Raw genomic sequence first — 24296 nt, 5'->3', positions numbered from 1 at the left:
TGGAACTTCTTGGGGCGCTCATGACTATCGCCATCGTTGGAAAAGCGGCTGACAAACGCGGCGCTTCCGTCAAGCGTCCGCCGCGTCACACGGCGGTCCGGGCCAAGCAACTGTTCCAGGAACTGGTGGACAGCCCGCTGAGTGACATCGCGCGCGATGTGCGCCGAGGGTTGCCGGCGCAGATGGTAGACGACGCCGCTGACTTCCTGCAGGTCCCCAAATCGGAAATCATGGCCATCACCGAGGTCAAGGCGGCATCGTTGTCACGGTGGACGCGCGAGGGGCAGATGCTGCCCCTGGGCGAATCCGACCGCTTGGCGCGCGTTGCGCGTGTGGCGCGGGTCGCCCGCCAGGTGCTGGGCAGCGACGAAGAAGCGGTGTTGTGGCTGAACACGCCGGTGCCCGCCTTGGGGAACGTCAAGCCCTTGTCGTTGCTGACCTCTGACGCCAGCAGCCGCATCGTCGAAGACACCCTGGCGCGCGCGGCCGCCGGCGTCTACGCATGACGGAGTTCGTGTCGCTGTGGCGCATCGGCACGACGGCCGGCAAATACCGGGCCGACGACCTGAGCGGCGCCGGCGCCGCCGCGGTGGGCGGGCGTTACAACAGCCCGGGCACGGCGGTGGTGTATACCTCGTCCAGCGTCGCGCTGGCCGTGCTCGAGACCGTGGTGCATTTCGCGGCCCGCGCATCCGAGCAGGCCAACCGCTATCTGATTGAGCTTGCCGTGCCGCGCGCCATCCATGAGGCCCGCCAGGCCCTGACGCTGGGCCAACTGCAGGAAGACTATCCGTTCTGGGAGGCGGTGCCGTTCGCCGAGGCCTCGCAGGCCGTGGGCGATAACTGGGTGGCGTCGGGCGTATCGGCGCTGCTGGAACTGCCCAGCGCCATCGTGCCGTATCGCGGCGTGCCCGACTGCAATCTGCTGATCAATCCTGCGCATCCGGACGCCGAGCATATTGTCGTGGTCCGGCGCGAACGGTTCATCTACGATCCGCGCTTGCGGCCGGGCTGAGCCCGCCCGGCGCCAAGCGCGGCGCCTTGCCATTGCGGGCCAGGACGTCAATCGACCGTCAGCACGGCCCGGCCAACCACCTTGCCGGCGCGCAGCGCGGACAGCACGCTGTCGGCTTCGGCCAGCGCGTGGCGGTGTACCGGCATCGGCGGCACCTTGCCCGCCTGCACCAGCTCCATCAATTCTTGCAGCTCGGTCAGATTGCCAACGTAGCTGCCGATGATGGACATGGCCTTCATGGGGATCAGCGCGATGGGCCACGACGAGGCCCCGCCAAACAGGCCCACGATGATGAGTTTGCCGCCCTTGGTCAGGAAATCGAAGGCGAGCGAGGTGGTGGCGGGCGCGCCGACCAGATCGATCGCCGCCTGGACAGGTTTGCCGCCCGCCGCCTTGATGATCTGCTGCGCGGCATCCGGCGCGGCGCCGTCGATGGCGGCCAGCGCGCCGGCCTCCAGCGCGGCCTGGCGTTTGGCGGCGTCGATGTCGACGACGATGGCGCCCGCGCCGCCCAGCGCCTTGATCAGGGTCAGGCTCATCAGCCCCAGGCCGCCGGCGCCAAAAATCACCACCGGGTGCGCGCGGTAGATGTCCGCGCCGATTTTCTTGAGGGCGGAATAGGTGGTCAGCCCCGAGCACGCGTAGGGCGCGATCTGCGCCGGATCCAGGTCGCCGATATCGATCAGGTATTTCGGATGCGGCACCACGATGTGATCGGCATAGCCGCCGGCGCGGTGCACGCCCAGGCAGGCGGGGGCGCTGCAGTGGTTTTCCATGCCCGCCACGCAAGACGGGCATTTGCCGCAGCCGATCCACGGATAGACCAGGTAATTGCGGTCGTCCGAAAGCCCCGAGGCCTCCGGGCCGGCCGCGACGACGGTGCCCACGGTTTCGTGGCCCATCGTCAGCGGCAACGACACGCCGCGATCTTTCAGTGCCAGCGTGCGGCCCTGGCCCAGGTCGTAGCCGCCTTCCCACAAGTGGATATCGCTGTGGCACACCCCCGCTGCGCGGACCTTGAGCAGCACCTGCGTCCCTTGCGGGGTAGGCGTGGGCTGGTTCATTTCCTGCAAGGGTTCGCGGAAGTTGACGACGCAATAGCACTTCATGGGATGTCTCCTTTAGTGATTCTTATGGCCGGGGCACTGCGTGGGGCATTACTTCTTGACCAATGGACATTCGCTATCGGCAAGCGACACGAACACCTTTTCGCCAGGCACGGTTGACAGGATACGGTAGAAGTCGCCGGGGTACTTGGACTCGGCGGGCTTCTTCACTTCAACCAGATACAGGTCCATGATGACGCGGCCGTCCTCGGGACGGATCCGGGCATTCTTGATCAGTTTGGTGGTGATGGGCAACTCGCGCATCTTCTGATTGACCGCGGCGCCCTCGAACGTGCCGGCCGCCTGGGCAGCTTGAAGGTAGTGGGTGGTGGCGACGTAGCTAAGCGCCTGCACGATGGAAGGCGGACGCGTGACGCCCATCTTTTTCTGCCAGCGTTGCGTCCAGGCGCGGGTGTCTTCGTCTGCATCCCAGTAGAAGCCGGTGGGGAAGGTCAGGCCCTGGGCGACCGGCAGGCCCATCGCTTGCACGTCGTTGATGAAGGTCAGGAAGGTCAGCAGGCGCTGCTTGCCGCCGGTCAAGCCGAATTCCTGGGCCTGCTTGATCAGGTTGACGAGGTCTCCGCCCGCGCTGGCCAGGCCCACGACGTCGGCCTTGGAAGATTGCGCCTGCACCAGGAACGATGCGAAATCCATGGCGCCCAGCGGGTGGCGCGTGCTGCCTACGACCTTGCCGCCCGCGTTCTGCACGAAGCGGCTGGCGTTGCTTTCCAGCGATTTTCCGAAGACGTAGTCGGTGGTGATGAAATACCAGGACTTGCCGCCGCTTTCCACCACGCTCTTCACGACCGCATTGGCCAGCGCGTACGTGTCGGGCGCCCACTGGGTGCTGAGGTTGCTGCATTGCTTGCCGCTGAAGTCGCCGGCGAAGCCGCCGCTGATCAGCGCCGTGCCGCCTTTTTCGCGCGCCACGCCCTGGGCGGCCAGGCCGGCTGAACTGGCGCCGCCGTCCACCACCGCGACGAGACCTTGGGTATCAAACCAACGGCGGACCAGGGCCGAGGCCACATCGGCCTTGTTCTGGTTGTCGGCCCCGATCACTTCGACCGTCTTGCCCGCGACTTTGCCGCCAAAGTCCTCGACGGCCATCCGCACCGCCATCTCGGAGCCTTGTCCGCCCAGGTCCGAATAAATGCCGGAACGGTCGTTGGACACGCCCAGGCGAACCACATCTGATTGCGCTTGGGCCGCGGACGCGGCCATCACGGCGGCGATGGCCGCCAGCAGGGGTTTGATACGCATCTGTCTGTCTCCCAGCCCCGATACGGGCCGAATATTGGAATTGTGGTGATGACGCGGTACGACGTTTCGGGGCACTTGTTTTGCAGCGGGATGAAATCTATTTCTTATTGGTAAATAAAAATTCCTGTGCAAGAATTTAGGTTCGCACATATGAAAAGTCAACATAGTGAATTACCTAGCAGATTTACGTGTTTTCTGAGGGCAGGGCCGACCAGGCGCGAACAGGGGCGACACCATGGAAGTGAAACTAGTCGTGCGAACGCTGGAGCTGATCGAGCTGTTCGCGCAGACGCGGCGGCCGATGCCGCTGACCGAATTGGCGCAGGGTTTGGGCGCCCCGATGTCCAGTTGCCTGGCGCTTGTGCGCACGCTGGTCGCACGTGGCTATCTGTACGAAGTCCGCCGCCGCGGCGGGTATTACCCCACTGCCAGACTGCACGCGCTAAGCACGCAGATCCAGACGGGCGATCCGTGGCTGGAGCATGTGCGGCCGCATCTGGCCGCCTTGCGCGACGCGGCCAATGAAACGGTGATGCTGGGCAAAATCCAGGACGGCGCCGCGGTATTCCTGGATGTGGTGGAATCGACCCATCCCGTGCACTATGCGGCCCGCCCGGGAGAACGCCGCCCGATCCATACCAGCGCGGTCGCTCGCGCCATCCTGGCGCGGCTGGGGCCAGCGGATCGGGAAAGCATGCTGGCGGTAGCCGACTATGCGCGCCATACCGAACGCACGCTGGTTACGCGCGACGCCCTGCGCGCCGAGGTGGAACGGACCGACGCGCAGGGATGGGCGGCGAACGTAGGGGAAAGCGTGGCCGACCTGACCGGGTTGGCGGTGGCGCTGGATCTGGGCGGGGAATGGTATGCGCTGTGCATGGCGGGGCCGACGCAGCGTGTGTGGGAACAGCGTGAACAGAATGTGCGCCACCTGCATGCGGCGGCAGAGGCGATCCGCCGCGCGCGGGCAGGCTAGGGGTGGCGCGCGGGCGCGCCACGGATCACGTGCCGCGCCGCATCAACGTGGACTTGCCGAACAGGCTTTCGATCAGGTCCACCGCCAGTTCCGCCGTCTTGTTGCGCACGTCGAAGGCGGGGTTCAATTCCACGACGTCCAGCGATCGCATCAGGCCGGTGTCGGCGATCATTTCCATGCATAGCTGCGCTTCGCGATAGGTGGGGCCGCCGGGCACGGTCGTGCCCACGCCGGGCGCGATCTCGGGGTCCAGGAAATCCACGTCGAAGCTCACGTGCAGATGCGTATCGGCGTCCAGTCCGGCCAGCGCGGCGTCCATCGTTGCGCGCATTCCCATTTCGTCCAGATAGCGCATGTCGAACACTTCCAGCCCGGCCTCGTGGACCAATTGCTTTTCGCCTTGGTCCACGCTGCGGATGCCGATCTGGCGGACCCAGCCCGGCTCAATGTCGGGCGTCTGGCCGGACATGCCCGTGATCTGCGACGGGCCATAACCACACAGGCAAGCGACCGGCATGCCATGGACATTGCCGGTGGGCGTCAGCGCGTTCGTATTGAAATCCGCATGGGCGTCCAGCCACAGCACGCGCAGCTTTTTGCCCGTTTCGCGGCAATGGCGTGCCACCGCGCTGATCGACCCGATACCCAGGCAGTGGTCGCCGCCCAGCAGGACCGGCAGGCGGCCTTGGGCCAGTTCGGCATAGACGGCATCGTGCACGGCCTGGTTCCACGCCGTGACTTCTTCCAGATGACGGTAGCCGTCAACCGGTGGCAGCCACGGGTTGGCGGGACCGTATAGATTGCCGCGGTCCGTCACCTGGAAGCCTTGCGCTTCGATGACGGGGCCCAGGTCGGCCACGCGCAACGCTTCGGGTCCCATCGATGCGCCGCGCGCGCCCGCGCCGATATCCGTCGGCGCGCCGATCAGGGTGATTTGGCTGGGCAAGGTGGCGGTGTTTTGCACGGGCGGCTCCGGTAAATGCGTCAAGGGGCGGATAGTACCGCGGCAAGCTGGTCGCAGGCCCAGTCGACTTGTTCACGCGTGATGATCAGCGGTGGCGACAGGCGCAGCGTATGGCCGTGGGTGTCCTTGGCCAGCACGCCCCGTGCCTGCAGGCGTTCGCTGAAGCGGCGCGCGCCGCCAGCGTCGGGCGCCAATTCCACCGCCAGCATCAGGCCGCGTCCGCGCACCTCGCGCACTGGGCCTGGCAACGCGCGCAGGCGCTCAAGGAAATAAGCGCCGACAGACGCCGCGTTGTCGATCATGCCTTCGTCGGTCAGCACCTGCAGGGCGGCGCGGGCCACGGCGCACGCCAGCGGATTGCCGCCGAAGGTGCTGCCATGCTGGCCCGGCTGGAACACGCCCAGCACGTCGGCGTTGGACAGGACGGCGGACACCGGGTAGAAGCCACCCGACAGCGCCTTGCCGATCAGGGTGACATCGGCCTCGATGCCCTCGTGTTCTTCGGCCAGCAGTTTGCCCGTACGGCCCAGCCCGGTCTGGATCTCGTCAAGGATCAGCGTGATGCCGCGCTCGGTGCAGCGCTGACGCACCCGGCTGAAGTATCCGGCGGGCGGCACCACCACGCCCGCTTCGCCCTGGATGGGTTCCACCAGGAAGGCAACGGTGTTGGGCGTGATGGCCGCGTCGAATGCCTCGAAATCGCCAAAGGGCACGACGTTGAAGCCGGGAGCGAAGGGCCCGTAGCTGCCGTAGGCGTCGGGGTCGGTGGAAAAGCCCACGATACCGAGCGTGCGGCCATGGAAGTTATTGGCGCAGACAATGATTTCGGCCTGATCCGGGGGCACCCCCCGGACTTCATAGCCCCACTTGCGCACGGCCTTGATGGCGGTTTCCACGGCCTCCGCGCCGCTATTCATCGGCAGGATCTTGTGCGCGCCGGTCAACCGTGCCAGATCTTCATAGAACGGCGCCATCTGGTCGTGGCGGAACGCGCGCGAGGTCAACGTGAGCTTTTGCGCCTGCTCGACCATGGCGGCCAGGATGCGCGGATGGCAGTGGCCCTGGTTGACGGCGGAATAGGCCGAAAGGCAATCCAGGTATTTGCGGCCATCGACGTCATGGACCCAGACGCCCTTGCCGCGGGCAATCACCACATCAAGGGGATGGTAGTTGTGCGCGCCCAACTGGTCTTCGATCTGGTCGCGGCGGCGGGCGGCGGACCGCGCGCCGGGCAGGGTGGTCAGCACGGCATTCATGTGGACCTCCGGGAGGGACGGATTGCGACCATCTTAGCGCTTGTCCCGGCGTCCCGGCATTGCCATTGCGTGACAAAGGCTTTTCGGGGATCGGCGTGCAAGGTGCTGCACAATATCGCCTGCGCCGGCGCGGGGCCGGTTTTTCAAGACACCTGGACACTCTTCATGCTTCTCAAGCACCTGCTCTTCAAACTGGCGCGCGGCGCGGCCGTGGCGGCCCTCGGCGTGGCGGCGTCCGCCACCGCCGTCGCACAGGACAAACCCCTGCGTATCGGCGTGATTCCCAGCGTGGCGAACGAAGCAACCGAATTGGCGATTGCGCAGGCGAAGAAAGAAGGTCTGGACGTGAAGCTGGTGGAATTCAACGACTGGGTGCTGCCCAACATCGCGGTGGCTGACGGCTCGGTCGACGCCAATTTCTTCCAGCACGAGCCCTTCCTGCAACTGTTCAACCAGCGGCGTGGCGCGAATCTGACGCCCATTGCTTATGGTTATTCCACCACGATCGGCTTGTTCTCGAAAAAGCTGAAGAAGGGCGAGGCGGTACCGGATGGGGCGACGATCGCCGTGCCCAACGATCCCGTGAACACCGGGCGAGCCTTGTTGCTGCTGGAGTCGATCGGGTTGATCCAGCTGAAGTCCGGCGTGGCGCATCAGGCAACGCTGGAAGATGTGGTGCACAACCCCAAGAAGTTGAAGTTCGTACCGATCGAAGGCTCGCAGTCGGCACGCACGTTCGACGATGTGACGGCCTCGGTGACCTACACCACGTTCGCCAAGCAGGCCGGGCTGAACGAGAAGGACGGCTTGGCGTTCGACAACACCGACTCCGCCAGCATCCGCCGCTACGCGATCCGCTGGGTGACGACGCCCGACAAGGCACAGGACCCGCGGCTGCTGAAGTTCATTGCCATCTATCAGAATTCGCCGGAAGTCAAAAGCACGCTGAAGCGCCTGTACGGCGACCTGATCAGCTTCCCCTGGTAATCCGGCGCGATGTGTCAGGCCGTGGCTTCGCCGCGCGTGGCGCGGCGGCCATTCAAGCGCCAGTGCAGGCCGAGCGCGGCCGTGCCGACGGCCGCCGAGGCGCATAGCCCCAAGGTGTCGAAGCCCGCGTGCGTATACAGCGTGCCGGCGACGGCCGTGCCCACGCTGGCGCCCAGATAGGTGGTGCAGGTGTTCAGGCCCAGCACCGCGCCGCGTTCTTCGGGGCGCGCGCGCGCCAGCAGCAGCACCAGCAGGTTCAGGCTCAATTGCGACGCGGCGCCCCACAATGCCGCGATGGCCAGCACGGCGGCCAGCGCGTGCGCGGCAGGCAGCAACGCCAGATAGACTAGCGCGATCACGCCCAGCGCCAGCGGCAAGGCGCGGCGCGGTCCCACCCGCTCGATCAGCGGCGCGCCCACGATCCCGGCCACCAGAAACCCGGCGCCATAGGCGAACGCGATGAAGCCGACCTGGCCTGCGGACAGCCCCAGCAAGGTGCGGACATGATCCGCAAGGAAGGCGTACACGCCGTAGAAGGCCGACGAGAACGCCAGGCAGCCCAGCAGCAGAATGGGCACGTCGCGATACGACAAGGGCGCCAGCAAGCGCGACAGGCGTAGCGGCGCCGGGTTTAGCGCGCGGCGTTCCGGCAGCTTGCGCAGGCCCATCAACGCAATCGCGGCGCACAGGGCCAGGACGCCATAGGTGGCGCGCCACCCCACGGCATCGGAAATCAGCGCGGACAGCGGCACGCCCGCCACCAGCGATACCGACCAGCCGGCGATGACGCGGCCAAGCGTGCGGGCCTCCTGGCCGGGCGGCGCAACCAACGAGGCCGAGCCATAGGCCGCTGGCAGAATGACGCCGGCGGCGGCGCCCGCCAACGCTTGCGCCAAGGTCAGCACGATCCAGTGTGGCGCGCTGGCGGACAGGGCAAGGGCGGCGATCAACGCCACCATCGCGCCAAGCAGGCTGCGGCGGATGCCGATGCGGTCAATCCGCGCGGCCAGGAAGAACGCGCTGGCGGCGGTGGCCGCGCCGTAGGCCGAGATCGCGGTGCTGATGGTGAGCGCCGACGTCGAGAAGGAACGCGCGACATCGCTCAAAATGGGGCTAAGCGCCAGACCATTGGAGCCGACGACGCTGACGGCGAACATCAATGCGGGGACGGAAGAGGGCGTGCGGGAGCTGCGATTGCTACGGTTCTGCATGCCGGGAATTTTATTGGAATAAAATAAGGGTTAACGCTGATTTTTCCTTATTCCATAAAAGTTCGAATGCCGTAAGGCAGAACCTGATTCCGATGCCAGACCTGGACGACCGCGACCGAAAACTATTAACGCTGCTGGCCGACGACGCCACGCCGAGTTATGCCGAATTAGGCAAAATGCTGAACCTTTCCGCGCCTGCGGTGCACGAACGGGTCAAGCGGCTTAAGCGCGACGGCTTGATCAAGGGCATCGCCGCCAAGCTGGACGGCGCCCGGATCGGCCGGCCACTGCTGGCCTTCGTGCACGTGGACACCAACAACTGGAGCATCACGCAACAGGTGCTGGGGCTGGCGGAACTGACCGAAGTGGAAGAGATTCACACGATCACCGGCAAAAGCGCCATGCTGCTGAAGGTGCGTGTGCGCGACACCCAGGCACTGGAGCTGTTGCTGGCTCGCATCCACAAGATCGACGGCATCACGAACACCACCAGCGATATCGCGCTGACCAGCTATCTGGAACGTGGGCCGCTGCCGGACACCACGCCGGAGGCGGCGTAGGGCGCTAGCCGCGCGTCGGCGCGGCGCGCAGGCGCAGCCGCGTGATTTCCGACGGCGCGCCCAGCCGCTTTGGCGGCCCCCAGTATCCGGTGCCCCGGCTGGTGTACACCCACATTTCGCCCAACCGATGCAGGCCGGCCGTGAACGGTTGCTGAAAGCGCACGAAAAATCCCCAGGGAAAGAACTGTCCGCCATGGGTGTGGCCGGACAGCTGCAGGTGATAGCCCAGCGGTTCAGCGGCAGCGGCGCTGCGAGGCTGATGCGCCAGCAGGATCCTGGCGTGGGCGTCCGCCGGCGCGCCCGCCAGCGCGGCCTTCGGGTTGCTGCGCTGCTGCGGATCGAACGCGCCCGCGCTGTAGTCGGTCACGCCAGCCACGACCACCGGCATCCCCGAAGGGTGGATGACCGCGTGCTCGTTCATCAGTACGCGCAGCCCCAAGCGGCGGAACTCCGCGACCCAGGGCGCAGCGCCTGAATAGTATTCATGATTGCCGGTGACCAGATAGACGCCATAAGGCGCACGCAACATGCCCAGCGGGCTGGCCTGCGCGGACAGGTGCTCGACACTGCCGTCGACCACGTCGCCGGTGATGGCGATCATGCCGGGTTGCAACGCGTTGACCGCATCGACGATGGCCTGCACGTAGTGTTTCTTGATGGTGGGGCCGACGTGGATGTCGCTGATCTGCACGATCGTGAAGCCGTCCAGCGCTTGCGGCAGGCCTGGGATGGGCACGTCCACATCGACCACCTGGGCCCGTCGACGCGCGTTATAGAACCCGACCAACGTGCCGGCAGCCGCCAGGGCGGCCACGCCCCAGGCGCTGACGCTGCGCAGCCGCATCCAGGGCAAGGCGGCGCCGGTTGCCAGGTCGGCAAGCCAGGCCAGCAGCAGCGCCGCGTCGCGAAGCACCGTCAAGACGAACAAGGATGAAAACAGCCCCATCGCGATCAGGCCGACCCACGCGATGCGGTCGCCCCAGGGCGGATGCACGGACGAACGGCCCAGCATCCCCAGCGGGATCAGGATGCACGAGAGGATGAGGGCGATCGTGGCGGCGGCGGTGCCGGCGTTGCCGAGCAATGCGTCGGGAATCAGCCGGGCGCCAACATAGACGTGGGCAAGCGCCCCAAGCGTCAGGAAGCGCAGGAAAAATGAGGATTGGCGTAGGGACACGGGGCAGGAACGGGGGAGCGCGCCGCTTTCTGGGCGGCGCGCGGGTGGCGAAGGAACCGCCATTCTATGCCGCCGGGCGGCAGGGTTCGCCCCTGTTTTTTCAGTCCCTGGCGGGACCCTCACGCCATAGCAGGCTGGCGTCCATCTCGCTCACGCTATTGATGCCCAGCATCGCCATGTTGCGGTCGACTTCGGCGCGCAGCAGGCCGATGGCGTGGGCGACGCCCGCCTGTCCCGCCACGGCGGCGGCGTAGTTGAATGGGCGCCCCACGAAAACGAAGCGGGCGCCCAATGCCAGCGCCTTCAGCACGTCGCCGCCTCGGCGCACGCCGCTGTCCATCATGACCGTCATGCCGCCGGCAGCGGCAACCACGCCGGGCAACGCGCGCAGCGGCGAGATCGCCCCGTCCAGCTGGCGGCCGCCGTGGTTGGATACGATGACGCCGTCGGCGCCCTGTTGGCGGGCCATCGCTGCGTCCTGGGGATGCAGGATGCCCTTGATGATCAGGGTTCCGGGCCATTGCCGGCGGATGCGCGCCACATGTTCCCAGTTGAGATGGTCGCGGGCCGTGAAGTCGCGCAGTACGGAAGCGGACACAATCGGCGCGCCGCGCGTGGCGAAAGAGTTTTCGAAGTGCGGCATGCCTTGCGCCATCAGCGTGCGCAAGAAGGTGCCGGCCAGCCATCGCGGCCGGGTCAGCCCGTCCCAGGCCATGCGCAGGCTGGGCTTGAGCGGCGTCGAGAAGCCGGTGCGCACATTGTTCTCGCGGTTCGCCGAAACGGGGATGTCCACGGTCAGCACCAGCGTTTCATAGCCTGCACGGCGAGCCCGCGTGACCAGGGCGTCGATCTTCGCGGGGTCGCCAGGCAGATACGCCTGGAACCACGTGCCCGGGGCTTCGCGGATGACGTCCTCCAGCGGTATGAGCGAGGTGCCGCTCAGGATGGCCGGGATATTCTGCTGGAGCGCCGCGCGGGCAAGCACGACGTCGCCGCGGTACGCCGACAACGCGCTGATGCCCATCGGGGCAATGCCGAACGGGGAGGCGTATCGACGGCCGAACAGTTCGGTTTGCTGCGTGCGCCGGGACACATCGACCAGCACGCGCGGCGTGAAGGCGTATTCGCTGAAGGCGCGCCGGTTGTCCTGCAGGGATTGATTGTCTTCGGCGGCGCCCGCGACGTAACCGAAGATGGGCCGGGGCAGTCGCCGCCGCGCCGCCGCTTCGAAGTCGTCCAGCGACAGCAGGCGTGCGAGCGCGCGGGGCAGGGGCTGGCTGAGGGCGTCGCGGTCGGGCGCGGCAGCGGGCAGGGCGGTGGTTGTCATGGCGGGCCGATAAAAACCCGTAATCTAGCAACGCCGCTTTATCGCATAAAGCGAATAAATATTGAATCGCAATTTCGAAAAAATCGAAATTGAGAAGTCGCCCGCAGGGGTTGACGCCTTTGCGTCAGGCGCCGACCGGCAACGCCAGCAGTTCACCCATGCGGACGGGGCCCAGCACCGACGGCGTGTCGGCCCAGCGGATCTTGTTCGGGCCGAACAGCACAATGGCGGTGGAGCCGAGCTTGAAGCGGCCCATTTCGGCGCCTTTCTCAAGGTGGATCGGCGCGCGCGCCACGTCGTCGTAGCGCACGGATTTGACGCGGCGCTTGTAAGGCGTGACCAGCCCGGCCCAGACCGTTTCGATGGACGCAACGATCATCGCGCCGACCAGTATGACGGCCATCGGGCCGTGTTCGGTGTCGAACAGGCACACGACGCGTTCGTTGCGGGCGAACAGGCGCGGCACATTGCGGGCGGTCAGCGGGCTCACCGAGAACAGGCGGCCGGGCACGTGGACCATCTCGCGCAGCGTGCCAGCAACGGGCATGTGCACGCGGTGATAGTCCTTCGGCGACAGATAGATGGTGGCGAATTCGCCGCCCTGGAATGGCGCGGCGCGCTCCGTGTCGCCGCCCAGCAGGTCGACCAGGCCGTAGCTGTGGCCTTTGGCCTGGAAGATTCGGCCCTGTGCGATGGGGCCCATTTGGCTGATGGCGCCGTCGGCGGGGCAAAGCACCGAGCCGGGCTGGTCGTCCAGGGGCCGCGCATCGTCTTTCAGCGCGCGCGTGAAGAAGTCGTTGAAGCAGTCGAAGGCCAGCGGGTCTTCCTGCACGGCTTCGCGCATGTCCACGCCGTATTTGCGGACGAAGCGCGAGATCATCCAATTCTTGACCGCGGGTTCCCGGCAGTCTGAGGCGTATCCGAAAAAGCGCGACACCAGATGGTGGGGCGCAAGATACTGGCTGGCGAGGAATACTTGGTCTTTGATCGTCATCTACGAGCGCTGAAAAAACGCGTCCCGCAGACAGCGGGACGTGGTTGAAGGTTGCCCGCACACGTCAGGGGATGACCGGTGCGGGCAATTCGCGGGATTGTAACGCGATCAGGCGGCTTTGGCGGCCAATTTGGTCTTGTAGAGCCAGTCTTTATAGTCGTCCAGGTCACCGTCGAACGGGCTGACGGCGCCATCGGCCACGATGATGAATTCGTCGGTGGTCGCGCGCAGCAAATGGCGGTCGTGCGACACCAGCATCAGCGTGCCTTCGAATTGCGCAAGCGCCGTGGTCAGCGCTTCGCGCGTTTCCAGGTCCAGGTGGTTGGTGGGCTCGTCCAGCAGCAGCAGGTTGGGGCGCTGCCAGACGATCAGCGCCAGCGCCAGGCGGGCCTTTTCGCCGCCGGAGAACGGGGCGATGGAGCTGGTGGCCATGTTGCCGTTGAAGTTGAAGCTGCCCAGGAAGTTGCGCAGCTCCTGCTCGCGCACGGTGGGCGCGATCTTCATCATGTGCCACAGCGGCGATTCGTCGTGGCGCAGCATCTCGACCTGATGCTGGGCGAAGTAGCCGATCGACAGGCCCTTGTTGAACTGCGTGTCGCCCGCCAGGGATTCGAGGTCGCCCGCGATGGTCTTGATGAAGGTGGACTTGCCCGCGCCGTTGATGCCCAGCAGCCCGATCCGCTGCCCGGCCTGCAGCGAGAAGTTGATGCCCGACACGATGATCTTGTCCGACACGTCCTGCGTGTCTTCGTCTTCGACGCGATAGCCAGCGCTGACCTTGTCCATCGTCAACAGCGGATTCGGCGCGCGCAGCGGTTCGCGGAATTCGAACGAAAACTCGGCGGCTGCGCGCAGTGGCGCCATTTCTTCCATGCGGGCCAGCGCCTTGATGCGGCTTTGTGCTTGCCGCGCCTTGCTGGCCTGGGCCTTGAAGCGGTCGATGAAGGACTGCAGGTGCGAGCGTTGGCGCATCTGCTTTTCCATCATGCCTTGCGCCAGTTCCAGCTGAGCGGCGCGTTGGCGTTCGAAAGACGAATAGTTGCCCGAGTAGCGCTTGAGTTTGCGTTCGTCGATGTGGACGATGACGTTGACCACGCCGTCGAGGAAATCGCGGTCGTGCGAGATGACGATGAGCGTGCCCGGATAGCGCTTGAGCCAATCTTCCAGCCAGATGATGGCGTCCAGGTCCAAGTGGTTGGTGGGCTCGTCCAGCAGCAGCAGGTCGGACGGGCACATCAGTGCTTGCGCCAGGTTCAGGCGCATGCGCCAGCCGCCGGAGAAGCTGGTCAGCGGCAAGTGCATCTGGGCTTGCGTGAAGCCCAGGCCGGTCAGCAACTGTTCGGCGCGCGAATGCACGGTGTAGGCGTCAGCATCGGCCAAGGCGGCGTAGATGTCGCCCATGCGCAAGCCGTTCTCGGCGCTTTCAGGCTCGGCTTCCAGCGCCGCCAGTTCGGCTTCGAGTTTACGCAGCGTGACGTCGCCGTCGATCGCGTATTCGATGGCCGGACGGTCCAGCGCGGGGGTTTCCTGTGCGACATACGCCATGCGCCAGCTGGAGGGGTAGTCCAGATCGCCCTGGTCGGCGTGCAGCGTGCCGCGCAGCAGGCCGAACAGGCTCGACTTGCCGGCGCCGTTGGCGCCGATCAGGCCGATCTTGTCGCCCGGGTTCAACAGCAGGTCGACCTTGTCTAGCAAGGGCTTGACGCCGCGCATGAGTGAAACTTGTTGGAAGCGGATCATGAATCGTGTGGCTGGGGGTGGCGCGGCAGGCGCGCGGCAAGGCTCCCGCCACAAGGCGCGGCGCAAAAAAGGGAACCGGGGCGGGATCGCGCGCGAAGCTGGCGAACTGATGGATGCAGTCGGGCGCGAAAGGCGAAAAAGACGGGCGGCCGATACGGGCCGCCATCCAGTCGTGGGCATTATTGTACCGGGCCGCGCGCATCGGCGCAGCCGCCCGGGCATATCGGGCCGGGCAGCTGTGGTCTTTGCCCCCGATTTTGCGCCGATTTTGCGCCGATTTTGCATTGACGCCAGGCGCTGATACCGCGCCTGATAGCGCTCCGTGGCGGCGGGGCTACTCGCCAGCGATCGCCGCAGCCAGCGCCAGTAAACGTTCGGCGTCCTGTGCGTGCAGGTTTTCCACCAGGGCGCCGTCGACCACGGCCACGCCCTGGCCCAAGGCTTGCGCGGCCCGCCAGGCGTCCAGACGCTTGCGGGCGCTGGCCAATTCCGCTTCAGTGGGGGCGAACGCGTCATTCGCCGCCGCGATCTGCCTGGGGTGGATCAGCGTCTTGCCGTCAAAACCCTGATCGCGGCCCTGGCGGCAGGCCGTGACCAGGCCGGCGTCGTCCTGCAGGTCCAGATGGACGCCATCCAGTACGGCCAGGCCGTGCGCGCGGGCAGCCATCACGGCAAGGGAACGCGCCAGCAGCGTTTCTTCACGCGCCGGCGTATGACGGGCGTGCAGGTCCTTGACCAGGTCCGACGTGCCCACCACGATGGCGGCCAATCGCGGATGGCCGCCCGCGATCGCGTCCAGCCGCAGGAAGCCCAACGGGGTTTCCGCCATGGCCCACAAGGGCAGATCCGGCGGCGCGCCGGCGGCGTCCAGCGCCTGCGCCAGCGCGGCCAGCTGGCTGGGCGCCTGCACTTTGGGCAGCAGCACCGCGTCGGCGCCGGCCTGCGCGATGGCGTTGACGTCGTCGAGGCCCCATGGCGTGTCCAGCGCGTTGATGCGCACGATGCACTCGCGCCGGCCATAGCCGCCCGTGCGAAGCGCATGCGCGACTTGTTCGCGGGCTTGCGCCTTGGCGTCGGGCGCGACGGCGTCTTCAAGGTCCAGGATCAGCGCGTCGGCGTCCAGATGCCGGGCTTTTTCCAGCGCGCGCACGTTGGCGCCCGGCATATAGAGGACAGAGCGGCGGGGGCGGATAGGTAGCGTCATAAGCGGTTGGTCAGGGCTTGAGGGTGTCGACGATCTGTACCGGTGTCGTGCAGACGTAGCCTACGCCATACACGGTGCGAATGCCCATGTCGCCGCCGGCCTGCGCACGCAGCTTGCGGCGCAGCCGGTGCATGTGCGCGTCAAGCCGGTGGGTGTCGTAGGCGTCGGCGCTGGCGCCCAGTGCTTCGACCAACCGGGTGCGCGATAGCGGCAGCGGCGCGGCCTGGATCAGTGCGCCGATCAGGCGGCTTTCGGTATCGGTGATGTCGACGCAGACTTGCGCGGGCGACACCAGCGTCCGGCGCGAAGGATCGAAACGCCAGGCGTCGGGTTGCGGGCCGTTGCCCGCCGCGGGCGGCACGACGCGCAGCCGGCGCGACAGCGCGACAAGCGTCGCGCCCAACTCGGCCAGATTGACGGGCTTGGTCAGATAGTGGTCGGCGCCAAGGCTCAGTCCCGACACCTTGTCTTCGCTGAGCAGCCGGCCGGTCAGCATGATGATGCCCATCGATGGGTAGGTCGTGCGCAGATGCGAAACGCGGGTCAGCGCATCGCCGTCGGGAAGCATGGCGTCCAGCACCAGAATGCCCGGCGTGACCGTCAGCAGCAGTTGGTCCAGCTCGGCCAGCGAGCCGGCGGTGAGGATCGCTTTATCCACCCCGAGATCGTGGATGTACTCGGCGATGGTGTCGCGCCAGTCTCCGTGGTCATCGACGATGATGATTGTCACGGCGCGGCATCCCCCCGCGCTTGCACGCGAGGCGCTCCAAGGGCAAGCACGCTTTTCGCTCTTGTCATGTGCTACGGCATCTTCTTTGGGGAGTCCGCGGTGCGCGAGCGCACGTCCGGACGGGGCGCGATACGTTTTGTATCGTCGCGCTTGCGGAGAATATCATCATCGCCGATTGCTGCGGCGCGCCAAACTCGTGGGATGACATCCGCGTGCGGCAGGAATCTGGATTGGTCAAAAAATGCGCAGGCCGTGCGCCATCGCCTGAATGGCCGCCTGTCGTGCATCGCACGCAGGTTTATCCACAGAAATTGTGGATAAACCTCGCCCGGCTGGCGCCATCCGATTTATGTAGGCAAATATTCCACAGGCACGCCTTGCGGCACCTTGCGCATGCGGTCGCGCTCGATGCGTACCGACGAGAACCGGGTCTTGCGGGCGGCGGCGTTCTGCAGCAACACCGACAGCACGGCGCCTTTGTCCTGGATCCATTGCGTTTTGCCGCGCAGCAGTTTCATGGCGTTCTCGACGGTGCCCAACCGATACGACATGGCATTGATCTGCACGGATGTCTTGCCGTTGAACGAAGCCGCCTCCTGCTCGGTAATGGCGGCGGCATCCAGGTTGCTGCTTTCGTGGTCGACACGGTAGATGAACTTCAAGCCGCTGTGCGGATCTTGCACCACCACGAGCTTATCCGAGCCCGAGACATCGGACAGCATGCCGATGACAGGCGATTCGACCAACTGGTTGCCTCGCTGTTCTTCGGTGTAGAGAAAAATAGTTGGGCGCGTCTGGGAGGATGCGGCCGGGACGAGGGGAGAGGGGTCCATACCTGACTTGAAAAAGGCGGGGAAGGAAAGGGCGCCATCGGCCCGCCGGTCCTGCGGTAACGGCCCCGGTCCTTGCGGGACATGGGGCCGGCTGCGAAAAGAACGTAACGCGCAACGCTATTGCGGGCGGCGCATGCGCGCCAGCAGGCGCGCTTTGACCGTCGGCCAGTCCTCGTCGAGGATGGCGTAATAGACCATGTCGCGGGTGCGGCCCGACTGCGTGATCAGGTGCTTGCGGAACACACCTTCTTCGACGCCGCCGAGACGGAGAATGGCTTGCCGCGACTGCGCATTGCCAAGCTCCGTCTTGAACACTACGCGTATGATACCAATTGTTTCAAAGGCGTGCTGCAATAAGAGAAATTTCGCTTCGGTGTTGGCGCCGGATCGTTGGGCGGCAGGCGTCAGCCAGGTGGCGCCGATTTCCAGGCGCTTGTGCGGCAGCGCAATATCCATATAACGCGTGGCCCCGATGACTTCCCCTGAACGTTGTTGCACGATGGCGAACGGCAGGCAGGCGCCTTCGCGCTGGGCGATCAGGGCGCGGTCGACGTAGCGGCGCATGTCCTCGGCCGTGGCGACCGGTTCGGGTTGCAGACGCCAGAGTTCCGGATGCAGGCCGACGGCGGCCAGCGCGTCGGCATGGCCGGCGGTAAGCGGTTCCAGGCGTACGACGTCGCCTTCAAGGGTGACGGGTTGCAGCAAGGGAAGGGGCATGTCAGTGTCCTGGAGCGGCCAAGTGCCGCGTGGGATTCTACGCCTGCCGAGGCTTGCCGAACACGTCCGGCAGGCGCAGAATCCGGGCGATGAAAACAGACGTTGTGGTTCTTGGGGCAGGCATCATCGGCGTCTGCACCGCGCTGCATCTGGTGGCGCGCGGGCGTTCCGTGACGCTGCTGGACCGACGCGGCCCGGGTGAAGAAACCAGCTATGGCAATGCCGGCCTGATCGAGCGCGCCAGCGTCATTCCCTACGCCTTTCCGCGCGATTGGCGCAGCGTGTGGCGCTATGCGCGAAACAACACGCCCGACGTCAGTTATCACCCGCGTTTCCTGCCGCGCGTGGCGCCGTGGTTACTGCGCTATTGGTGGCATTCGTCGCCGGCGCGGCTGGCCAGCGCGGCCGACGCGATGCTGCCGCTGATCGAGCGCAGCGTGATCGAGCACGATGCATTGAGGGACGACGCACAGGTCTCGCACCTGTTCCGCCGCAATGGCTGGATCGATGGCGTGCGCACCGAAGCAGGCCTTGCGCGCGCCGTCGCCGAAGCCGACGCGCTGGCATCCTATGGACTGAATTACCGGGTGCTGGACCGCCAGGCGCTGACGGCGTTGGAGCCTTCGCTGTCGGCACGGATGGTGGGTGCGGTGCATTGGCTGGACCCGGTCAACGTGTCTGATCCGGGCGCCGTGACGAAGGGATATGCGGCGCTGTTCCAGCAGCGCGGCGGGCACTTTGCGCGCGGCGACGCACGCAGTCTGAAGCCGGCGCCGGACAAGGGCTGGCAAGTGCAGGGCGAGGACGGGTTGATCGAAGCCCGGGATGTGGTCGTGGCGCTTGGGCCGTGGTCGCCGGATGTGCTGCGTCCACTGGGCTATCGCATTCCGATGGCGGTCAAGCGAGGCTACCACCAGCACTTCGCGCTGGAAGAGGGGGCGGCGTTGTCGCACCCGGTGGCGGATATCGACAGCGGTTTCGTGGTGACGCCGATGACGCTCGGCGTGCGGCTGACCACGGGCGCCGAGTTCGCCGCACGCGATGCGCCGCCGTCTCCTGTCCAGATCCAGCGCACGCGAGCGCTGGCGGGCCAGTTGCTGCCCTTGGGCGCCGCGGTCGAGCGTGAACCGTGGATGGGGTGCCGCCCCTGCATGCCGGACATGCGCCCGGTGATCGGGGCAGCGCCCCGGCATGCCGGATTGTGGATGGCGTTTGGCCATGCGCATCACGGCTTTACGCTGGGTCCGGTGACCGGCAAGCTGCTGGCCAGCCTGATGACGGGACAGGCGCCGGAGATGGACCCGGCGCTTTACGGCTTGCGCCGTTGACCCGGGGGCTTAAGCCAGATTTTTTTCGCGGCGCTTGCGCACGGCCAGTGCCAGGGTTTCCAGCACCGGTTCCGTCTGGGTCCAGCCCAGGCAGGCGTCGGTGATCGACACGCCGCGACGCAGCGGCTGGCCCGGCTTCAAGTCCTGGCGGCCTTCTTCAAGATGGCTCTCGATCATGACGCCGGTGATGCGCGTGTCGCCTTGGGCCAGTTGCGCGGCGATGTCATTGGCCACGTCGATCTGGCGCAGGTGCGATTTGTTGGAATTGGCATGCGAGCAGTCGATCATGACCTGTTCGCGTTGGCCGGCGGCGCGCAGCGCGGCGCAACAGGCGTCCACGCTGGCCGCGTCGTAATTGGGGCCTTGCTTGCCGCCGCGCAGGATCACGTGCGTATCCTGGTTGCCCCGCGTTTCGAAAATGGCGGCCATGCCCATCTTGGTCATGCCCATGAAGGCATGTTTGGCGCTGGCGGCCACCATGGCGTCCGCCGCGATCTGCACGCCGCCGTCGGTGCCGTTCTTGAAGCCCAGCGGGCAGCTCAAACCCGAACTCAGTTGCCGGTGGCTGGGGCTTTCGGTGGTGCGCGCGCCGATGGCGCCCCAGGCGATCAGGTCAGCGATGTACTGCGGGCTGAGCAAATCCAGGAATTCAGTGGCAATGGGCAGGCCCAGGCCGCTGATGTCCAGCAGCAGTTCGCGGGCGCGGCGCAGGCCTTCATTGATGCGGAAGCTGCCGTCAAGCCGCGGGTCATTGATATAGCCTTTCCAGCCGACGGTGGTGCGGGGCTTTTCGAAGTAGACCCGCATGACGATCAGCAGGTCTTTCTGGTGCTGGTCCACGGCGGCACGCAATTGACGGGCGTACTCCATGGCCTGGCCATGATCATGGATCGAGCAGGGACCGACCACGATCAGCAGCCGGTCGTCGCGGCCGTGCAGGACGTCGGCGATTTGCGCGCGGCTTGCCTCCACCAGCGTCTGGATGGCGGGGGAAACGGGCAGTTCGTCCTGCAGCAACGCGGGCGAGATCAGCGGACGCACGGCGCTGATGCGCGTGTCGTCGGTGCGCGTGTTGTCCTGGGTCGAGTCGGCCGTGCCGACCTCGCGGTCGTGCTGGGGGTCGTCAATGCGGGTCAAGGGGATGCTCCGTGCCGTAGATGCGTAAAGACGGCCATTATCGCACTGGCGGCGGGCAGGTGCGCCGGGCGGTGGCGTCCGTCTGGCCGATGGCGGGCACGCCGGACGGCAACGGGCCGGACCTATCGGCGGTAGACGCCCTAAAACCTACGTCTATCGGCACCGAAATGGCACTAACCCGTTGCCAATGACGACAGATCGCCGTTAGATGCCGTAGGATGGAGTCTAGGGATTTCAAGCGGCCGCCTGCAAAGGCCCGCCCTATAAGCTAGGACGGAACGTGATGCCTAAAACCGACGCCGGAGCCGCTCGACGGATTCTCTTGGTCGAAGACCACCCGGTCGAGCGCGCCTACTTGCAGAACATGCTGCTGGCGTTGGGCCATCGCCGGGTCGCTGGCGTGGGAAGCAGCACCGAAGCCGTCGGCGCGCTGGGCCGCCAGTTCTACGACCTGGTGATCAGCGACATCGTCATGGGCGATGGCGACGGCACCCATTTGCCCAATGAGCTGCGGCGGCTGGTCGACGTCGGGCGGCTCAAAGCCATGCCGCCCATCATCTGGATCAGCAGCCTGAGCGACGAGTTGCTGCAGTCGCATGTGCGGCTGGCGTTGCAGGCGGGCTGCCCGTCGGCGCAGGCCCTGTCCAAACCCGTATCGCGCGCGTCGATGCAGCAGGCGATCAAAACCACGCTGCTGTCGGCCGAAGACGTGAGCTTGCCTCGGCTGCAATCGGTCCGGCGGGAAGTGATCGAGGCCGAACTGGGGCGCGCCCTGATCACCGGCGTGGGCATGAGCGTCGTGCTGCAACCGCAGATGAGCCTGGCCACCGGTGAAGTGCTGGCGGCTGAAGCGCTGTCCCGCTGGGAACACCCCGAATTGGGGCCGATTTCCGCTGTCGACTTCGTGCCCGCCGCGCACCGCCTGGGCATGGATCGGATGCTGTTCTTGCGGGTGGTGGACCGCGTCATCGAGGTCTTGCAGCGGATGCATGCCGAGGGCATCGCGGTGCCGATTGCCATCAATGCGTCGTCGTCCACGTTGTGCACGCGGGACCTGCCCACGCTGCTGGAAAAGCGTGTGGCGCAGGCGGGATTGCCGGCACGGCTGGTGAAGATCGAACTGACCGAGGACGAGCCCGTCAATGATTGGCTGGCGCTGTCATCGGTGCTGAACCTGCTGCGGGTACGGGGCTTTGAATTGGCGATGGACGATTTCGGCGCGGGCATTGCGTCGATGCGGCTGTTTTCGGCCATGCCGTTTACCGAGCTTAAGATCGACCGCGACTTCATCGTGCACATGCACCGGGAAGCGGCGTCACGCGCGGTGGTGGCGGCGGCGATCGAGATGGGCCGCGTGTTGGGGCGGCGCGTGGTGGCCGAAGGGGTCGAGCAAGACCGCGACGTGCAGTTGCTGCGCGAGCTGGGCTGCGACGTCGCGCAGGGTTACGGCCTGTCGGTTCCGCTGGACACCGACGCGTTCGTCGAATTCTGCCGCCGGCACTGAAGCGGAAGGCGGGTCGCCGGCTCACCGGCGCGCCCGGGCATTGATGACGATCAATGCCCGGGCGCGCCGCGTCGAATTCGGGTGCATACGGGGTGCATACGGGGCTACCATGGGCGCTGTGCTCGGGCTTTCCCTGGAGAATTGAATCGATGCGACGCACGCTTGGCGCCGTCCTGCTGTTGTCCCTATTGGCCTGGGCAGGCACGCTTTGGACCCATCCGCCGGCTGGCATCACGATCTGGACCGCACGCGACCAACTCATCCTGTTGACGGGCCTCGGCGCATACGCGTTGATGGCGCTGATCATGCTGCTGGCGGTGCGCCCGCAGTGGATCGAGTCCCGCTTGGGCGGCCTGGACAAGATGTACCGGCTGCACAAATGGAGCGGCATCCTGGCGACCGCGCTTGCCGCGGCGCATTATCTGATCAAAATTGGCAAGCCGCTGCTGCTCATGGCGTTCAATCCGGTCGCCAAGACGCCGCGCGAAGCCGCCTGGCTGGACGTGTTCCGCGGCTCCGCCAAGGACATCGGGGAATGGGCGGTCTGGATCCTGGTGATCGTGGTGGCGCTTACGCTATGGCGACGGTTTCCCTATCACCTGTGGCGCCACATCCATCGCATAGCGGCCGTCGTGTTCCTGGTGACGGCGTTTCATGGCGTGGTGCTGACGCCCGCCGCGTGGTGGGCGCAACCCGCGGGATGGCTCGTCGCCTTAGCGACGGCCGTGGGCAGTGCGTGCGCGCTCTGGGCGTTGACCGGAAACATCGGCCGGGCCCGGCGCCACAGGGCGACGGTACTGTACGTTGATCCGCTGTCGGAGGATATCCTGTCGCTCACCTGTAAGGTCGAAGGCGATTGGCGCCATCGCGCCGGCCAGTTCGCCTTTCTGACGGCAAACCGCCTTGAAGGCGCGCATCCCTTCACGGTATCGGGCGCCGACGACGGCACGGGGCGCGTACGGTTTTCGATCAAGGCGCTGGGCGATTACACCCGCCGCCTGCAAACCAGCCTGAAGGAGGGGCAGGCGGTGACGGTGGAAGGGCCGTATGGCTGCTTCGACTTGCTGCGCGATGACGGCCGCCCGCAGATATGGGTGGCCGCCGGCATCGGCGTGACGCCGTTCATCTCGTGGCTGGAGTCGTTGCAGGCCGAACCAGACCGCGCGCCGCAGGCCACCTTGTACTACTGCGCGCGCAATGCGGCCGAGGCGCCGTTTGCCCAAACGCTGGAAACCCTTTGCGCGCGGGTTCCGCGCGTGACGCTGCGTGTGTGGTACAGCGACGAGAAAGGGCCGCTGACGGCAGCGGGCCTGCTCGCAGGACGCACGGCGGGAACGCCTTGGCCCGGTGTCTGGTTTTGCGGACCGACAGGCTTCGCCGATTCGCTGAAAGACGGACTGCACCGGCAGGGAATGCCGGTGCGCCAGTTGTTTCACCAGGAAGCGTTCCAGATGCGCTAGGGCGCCTTTTCGGGAATTCAGATACCGGATACGTCGATGTCGCCCGGATAATCCACCGAGAACTTCAGCACCGTCTCGCGCGATTTGCCTGGCTCAAGTTCCCATTCCCAGGCCAGCTTGCCGTCTTCTTCGCGCTTGACTTCGCGGTCGGCCGGCGACAACAGCTTGACTACGATCTTTTCATTGCGCGAAACCGGCAGGCGGTCCTTGAACACGATCTGCTCTTTGGTGGCCTTGTTGTTCTTTACCGTGATCTTGTATTCATAGGTCACGCGTTTGCCGCTGCCCGAAAAGCCGGTGCTTTCCGTAAAGCGGTTCACTAGCTGGCGTTTGATCGAAATGCCATCGTCGGCGCCCATGGCCAGTTCGACCTTTTCGCCCGGCATGACCGCCTTGATGCGGCTCGAGGCCACGAACGCGTCGTCCAGGAAGGTATTCAACGACCCGGCCAGGAACGGAAAATCGGTGTTGTTGCTGGCCAGCGCCGTCAGGAAGGCCGCTTCGCGCAGCGCGGGCGTGGACTGGTATTGCAGCGTGGCCGGCAGCTTGGCGGTGGTGATCGCCACGCGCTGCGACGAATTGTCCGATGCAACGGTAGCCGGATTCTTGATCTGGAACGATGCACTGGTGGCGTCGTTTTGCATCTGCGCCGTAGACACCTCCATGGCCTCGGCCACCGGTTCGGGCATGGCGGCGTCGGCATAGGCCTGGCCCTGGGCCGCGGGGCGTGATCGCTTCATCGTCATTTCGCTGCTGATCGGCGCGGGCGCGGCCGAGGCCACGCCGCCGGTCAAGCGCATGCTGGAGCAA

General features: G+C 65.9%; 23 protein-coding genes. 8 read left to right on the top strand and 15 right to left on the bottom strand.

Translation table 11 applies throughout. The annotated features are described in order from the left end of the window. The first annotated feature begins 20 nt into the window (after positions 1–20). Entirely contained in the window at positions 21–506 is a 486-nt protein-coding gene (locus tag CQ050_RS17885) for an antitoxin Xre/MbcA/ParS toxin-binding domain-containing protein (protein WP_105558183.1), read from the top strand. After that, the gene (locus CQ050_RS17880) at positions 503–1015 is read left to right on the top strand and encodes an RES family NAD+ phosphorylase (RefSeq protein WP_105558182.1); all 513 of its coding nucleotides are present in this window, start codon (positions 503–505) and stop codon (positions 1013–1015) included. Before CQ050_RS17885 ends, CQ050_RS17880 begins: the two co-directional genes overlap by 4 nt. Before the next feature lie 47 nt (positions 1016–1062). On the opposite strand, the gene CQ050_RS17875 is transcribed toward CQ050_RS17880, so the two are convergent. Together CQ050_RS17875 and CQ050_RS17870 are read right to left on the bottom strand one after the other, a co-directional pair. Next, entirely contained in the window at positions 1063–2124 is a 1062-nt protein-coding gene (locus CQ050_RS17875; RefSeq protein ID WP_105558181.1) for an alcohol dehydrogenase, read from the bottom strand. A 48-nt stretch (positions 2125–2172) separates the two neighbouring features. Then, entirely contained in the window at positions 2173–3381 is a 1209-nt protein-coding gene (locus CQ050_RS17870) for an ABC transporter substrate-binding protein (protein ID WP_105558180.1), read from the bottom strand. 235 nt (positions 3382–3616) lie between these two features. Between CQ050_RS17870 and CQ050_RS17865 the strand changes: the two genes are divergently transcribed. Then, positions 3617–4357 carry an IclR family transcriptional regulator gene (locus CQ050_RS17865; RefSeq protein ID WP_105558179.1) on the top strand — a complete coding sequence of 247 codons (741 nt, stop codon included), beginning with the start codon at positions 3617–3619 and terminating at the stop codon, positions 4355–4357. Between the two features lie 25 nt (positions 4358–4382). On the opposite strand, the gene rocF is transcribed toward CQ050_RS17865, so the two are convergent. Then, positions 4383–5321, bottom strand: coding sequence for an arginase (gene rocF, locus CQ050_RS17860; RefSeq protein WP_105558178.1), 939 nt, complete (start codon positions 5319–5321; stop codon positions 4383–4385). Between the two features lie 20 nt (positions 5322–5341). Further along, entirely contained in the window at positions 5342–6577 is a 1236-nt protein-coding gene (gene rocD / locus CQ050_RS17855) for an ornithine--oxo-acid transaminase (protein ID WP_105558177.1), read from the bottom strand. 165 nt (positions 6578–6742) lie between these two features. Between rocD and CQ050_RS17850 the strand changes: the two genes are divergently transcribed. Next, the gene (locus CQ050_RS17850; protein WP_105558284.1) at positions 6743–7564 is read left to right on the top strand and encodes a MetQ/NlpA family ABC transporter substrate-binding protein; all 822 of its coding nucleotides are present in this window, start codon (positions 6743–6745) and stop codon (positions 7562–7564) included. Between the two features lie 14 nt (positions 7565–7578). Here CQ050_RS17850 and CQ050_RS17845 read toward each other — a convergent pair whose 3' ends face one another. Further along, positions 7579–8775 carry an MFS transporter gene (locus CQ050_RS17845; protein WP_105558176.1) on the bottom strand — a complete coding sequence of 399 codons (1197 nt, stop codon included), beginning with the start codon at positions 8773–8775 and terminating at the stop codon, positions 7579–7581. Positions 8776–8867: 92 nt separating this feature from the next. Between CQ050_RS17845 and CQ050_RS17840 the strand changes: the two genes are divergently transcribed. Further along, the gene (locus tag CQ050_RS17840) at positions 8868–9335 is read left to right on the top strand and encodes an Lrp/AsnC family transcriptional regulator (protein ID WP_105558175.1); all 468 of its coding nucleotides are present in this window, start codon (positions 8868–8870) and stop codon (positions 9333–9335) included. A gap of 4 nt (positions 9336–9339) precedes the next feature. Here CQ050_RS17840 and CQ050_RS17835 read toward each other — a convergent pair whose 3' ends face one another. The 8 genes from CQ050_RS17835 to CQ050_RS17800 all read right to left on the bottom strand — a co-directional run bounded on the left by CQ050_RS17835 (position 9340) and on the right by CQ050_RS17800 (position 18057). Next, positions 9340–10512, bottom strand: a complete 1173-nt coding sequence (locus tag CQ050_RS17835; protein ID WP_105558174.1) for a metallophosphoesterase — start codon at positions 10510–10512, stop codon at positions 9340–9342. A gap of 100 nt (positions 10513–10612) precedes the next feature. Continuing rightward, positions 10613–11839, bottom strand: a complete 1227-nt coding sequence (locus CQ050_RS17830; protein ID WP_105558173.1) for an alpha-hydroxy acid oxidase — start codon at positions 11837–11839, stop codon at positions 10613–10615. 124 nt (positions 11840–11963) lie between these two features. Continuing rightward, positions 11964–12833, bottom strand: coding sequence for an archaetidylserine decarboxylase (gene asd, locus CQ050_RS17825; protein WP_105558172.1), 870 nt, complete (start codon positions 12831–12833; stop codon positions 11964–11966). Positions 12834–12941: 108 nt separating this feature from the next. Beyond that, positions 12942–14573, bottom strand: a complete 1632-nt coding sequence (locus tag CQ050_RS17820) for an ATP-binding cassette domain-containing protein (RefSeq protein ID WP_105558171.1) — start codon at positions 14571–14573, stop codon at positions 12942–12944. A 334-nt stretch (positions 14574–14907) separates the two neighbouring features. Continuing rightward, on the bottom strand, positions 14908–15777 hold the full coding sequence (locus CQ050_RS17815; protein ID WP_105558170.1) for a CoA ester lyase: 870 nt from the start codon (positions 15775–15777) through the stop codon (positions 14908–14910). A gap of 10 nt (positions 15778–15787) precedes the next feature. Beyond that, complete coding sequence (locus CQ050_RS17810; protein ID WP_105558169.1) at positions 15788–16507, bottom strand: response regulator transcription factor; 720 nt, start codon at positions 16505–16507, stop codon at positions 15788–15790. A 347-nt stretch (positions 16508–16854) separates the two neighbouring features. Continuing rightward, complete coding sequence (locus CQ050_RS17805; RefSeq protein WP_105558168.1) at positions 16855–17340, bottom strand: hypothetical protein; 486 nt, start codon at positions 17338–17340, stop codon at positions 16855–16857. A gap of 117 nt (positions 17341–17457) precedes the next feature. Further along, complete coding sequence (locus tag CQ050_RS17800) at positions 17458–18057, bottom strand: GNAT family N-acetyltransferase (protein WP_105558167.1); 600 nt, start codon at positions 18055–18057, stop codon at positions 17458–17460. Between the two features lie 89 nt (positions 18058–18146). Between CQ050_RS17800 and CQ050_RS17795 the strand changes: the two genes are divergently transcribed. After that, entirely contained in the window at positions 18147–19385 is a 1239-nt protein-coding gene (locus CQ050_RS17795; protein ID WP_105558166.1) for an FAD-binding oxidoreductase, read from the top strand. A gap of 9 nt (positions 19386–19394) precedes the next feature. Here CQ050_RS17795 and CQ050_RS17790 read toward each other — a convergent pair whose 3' ends face one another. Further along, positions 19395–20522, bottom strand: a complete 1128-nt coding sequence (locus tag CQ050_RS17790; RefSeq protein ID WP_105558165.1) for a 3-deoxy-7-phosphoheptulonate synthase — start codon at positions 20520–20522, stop codon at positions 19395–19397. Positions 20523–20805: 283 nt separating this feature from the next. On the opposite strand from CQ050_RS17790, the gene CQ050_RS17785 reads away from it, so the two are divergent. Then, positions 20806–22026, top strand: a complete 1221-nt coding sequence (locus tag CQ050_RS17785) for an EAL domain-containing protein (protein WP_105558164.1) — start codon at positions 20806–20808, stop codon at positions 22024–22026. A gap of 149 nt (positions 22027–22175) precedes the next feature. Further along, a complete protein-coding gene (locus CQ050_RS17780; RefSeq protein WP_105558163.1) occupies positions 22176–23486 on the top strand; it encodes a ferric reductase-like transmembrane domain-containing protein in 1311 nt (436 codons plus the stop codon). A gap of 17 nt (positions 23487–23503) precedes the next feature. Here the strand turns inward: CQ050_RS17780 and CQ050_RS17775 are convergent. Continuing rightward, positions 23504–24296, bottom strand: a 793-nt coding sequence (locus CQ050_RS17775; RefSeq protein ID WP_146121052.1) for a DUF4139 domain-containing protein, incomplete at its 5' end; no start/stop codon positions are given.

Origin of the sequence: Achromobacter sp. MYb9, assembly GCF_002975275.1 — a bacterium.
Taxonomy (GTDB): Bacteria; Pseudomonadota; Gammaproteobacteria; order Burkholderiales; family Burkholderiaceae_B; genus Achromobacter.
The sequence above is the reverse complement of the archived record's forward strand: the minus strand, read 5'-3'. Positions and strand labels throughout refer to the sequence as shown.

Excerpts from the sequence above, each read along its gene's own strand:
- CQ050_RS17885 (WP_105558183.1), top strand. The coding sequence starts at position 21 with ATGACTATCGCCATCGTTGGAAAAGCGGCTGACAAACGCGGCGCTTCC.
- CQ050_RS17880 (WP_105558182.1), top strand. The coding sequence starts at position 503 with ATGACGGAGTTCGTGTCGCTGTGGCGCATCGGCACGACGGCCGGCAAA.
- CQ050_RS17875 (WP_105558181.1), bottom strand. The coding sequence starts at position 2,124 with ATGAAGTGCTATTGCGTCGTCAACTTCCGCGAACCCTTGCAGGAAATG.
- CQ050_RS17870 (WP_105558180.1), bottom strand. The coding sequence starts at position 3,381 with ATGCGTATCAAACCCCTGCTGGCGGCCATCGCCGCCGTGATGGCCGCG.
- CQ050_RS17865 (WP_105558179.1), top strand. The coding sequence starts at position 3,617 with ATGGAAGTGAAACTAGTCGTGCGAACGCTGGAGCTGATCGAGCTGTTC.
- rocD (WP_105558177.1), bottom strand. The coding sequence starts at position 6,577 with ATGAATGCCGTGCTGACCACCCTGCCCGGCGCGCGGTCCGCCGCCCGC.
- CQ050_RS17850 (WP_105558284.1), top strand. The coding sequence starts at position 6,743 with ATGCTTCTCAAGCACCTGCTCTTCAAACTGGCGCGCGGCGCGGCCGTG.
- CQ050_RS17845 (WP_105558176.1), bottom strand. The coding sequence starts at position 8,775 with ATGCAGAACCGTAGCAATCGCAGCTCCCGCACGCCCTCTTCCGTCCCC.
- CQ050_RS17840 (WP_105558175.1), top strand. The coding sequence starts at position 8,868 with ATGCCAGACCTGGACGACCGCGACCGAAAACTATTAACGCTGCTGGCC.
- CQ050_RS17830 (WP_105558173.1), bottom strand. The coding sequence starts at position 11,839 with ATGACAACCACCGCCCTGCCCGCTGCCGCGCCCGACCGCGACGCCCTC.
- asd (WP_105558172.1), bottom strand. The coding sequence starts at position 12,833 with ATGACGATCAAAGACCAAGTATTCCTCGCCAGCCAGTATCTTGCGCCC.
- CQ050_RS17820 (WP_105558171.1), bottom strand. The coding sequence starts at position 14,573 with ATGATCCGCTTCCAACAAGTTTCACTCATGCGCGGCGTCAAGCCCTTG.
- CQ050_RS17815 (WP_105558170.1), bottom strand. The coding sequence starts at position 15,777 with ATGACGCTACCTATCCGCCCCCGCCGCTCTGTCCTCTATATGCCGGGC.
- CQ050_RS17805 (WP_105558168.1), bottom strand. The coding sequence starts at position 17,340 with ATGGACCCCTCTCCCCTCGTCCCGGCCGCATCCTCCCAGACGCGCCCA.
- CQ050_RS17800 (WP_105558167.1), bottom strand. The coding sequence starts at position 18,057 with ATGCCCCTTCCCTTGCTGCAACCCGTCACCCTTGAAGGCGACGTCGTA.
- CQ050_RS17795 (WP_105558166.1), top strand. The coding sequence starts at position 18,147 with ATGAAAACAGACGTTGTGGTTCTTGGGGCAGGCATCATCGGCGTCTGC.
- CQ050_RS17785 (WP_105558164.1), top strand. The coding sequence starts at position 20,806 with ATGCCTAAAACCGACGCCGGAGCCGCTCGACGGATTCTCTTGGTCGAA.
- CQ050_RS17780 (WP_105558163.1), top strand. The coding sequence starts at position 22,176 with ATGCGACGCACGCTTGGCGCCGTCCTGCTGTTGTCCCTATTGGCCTGG.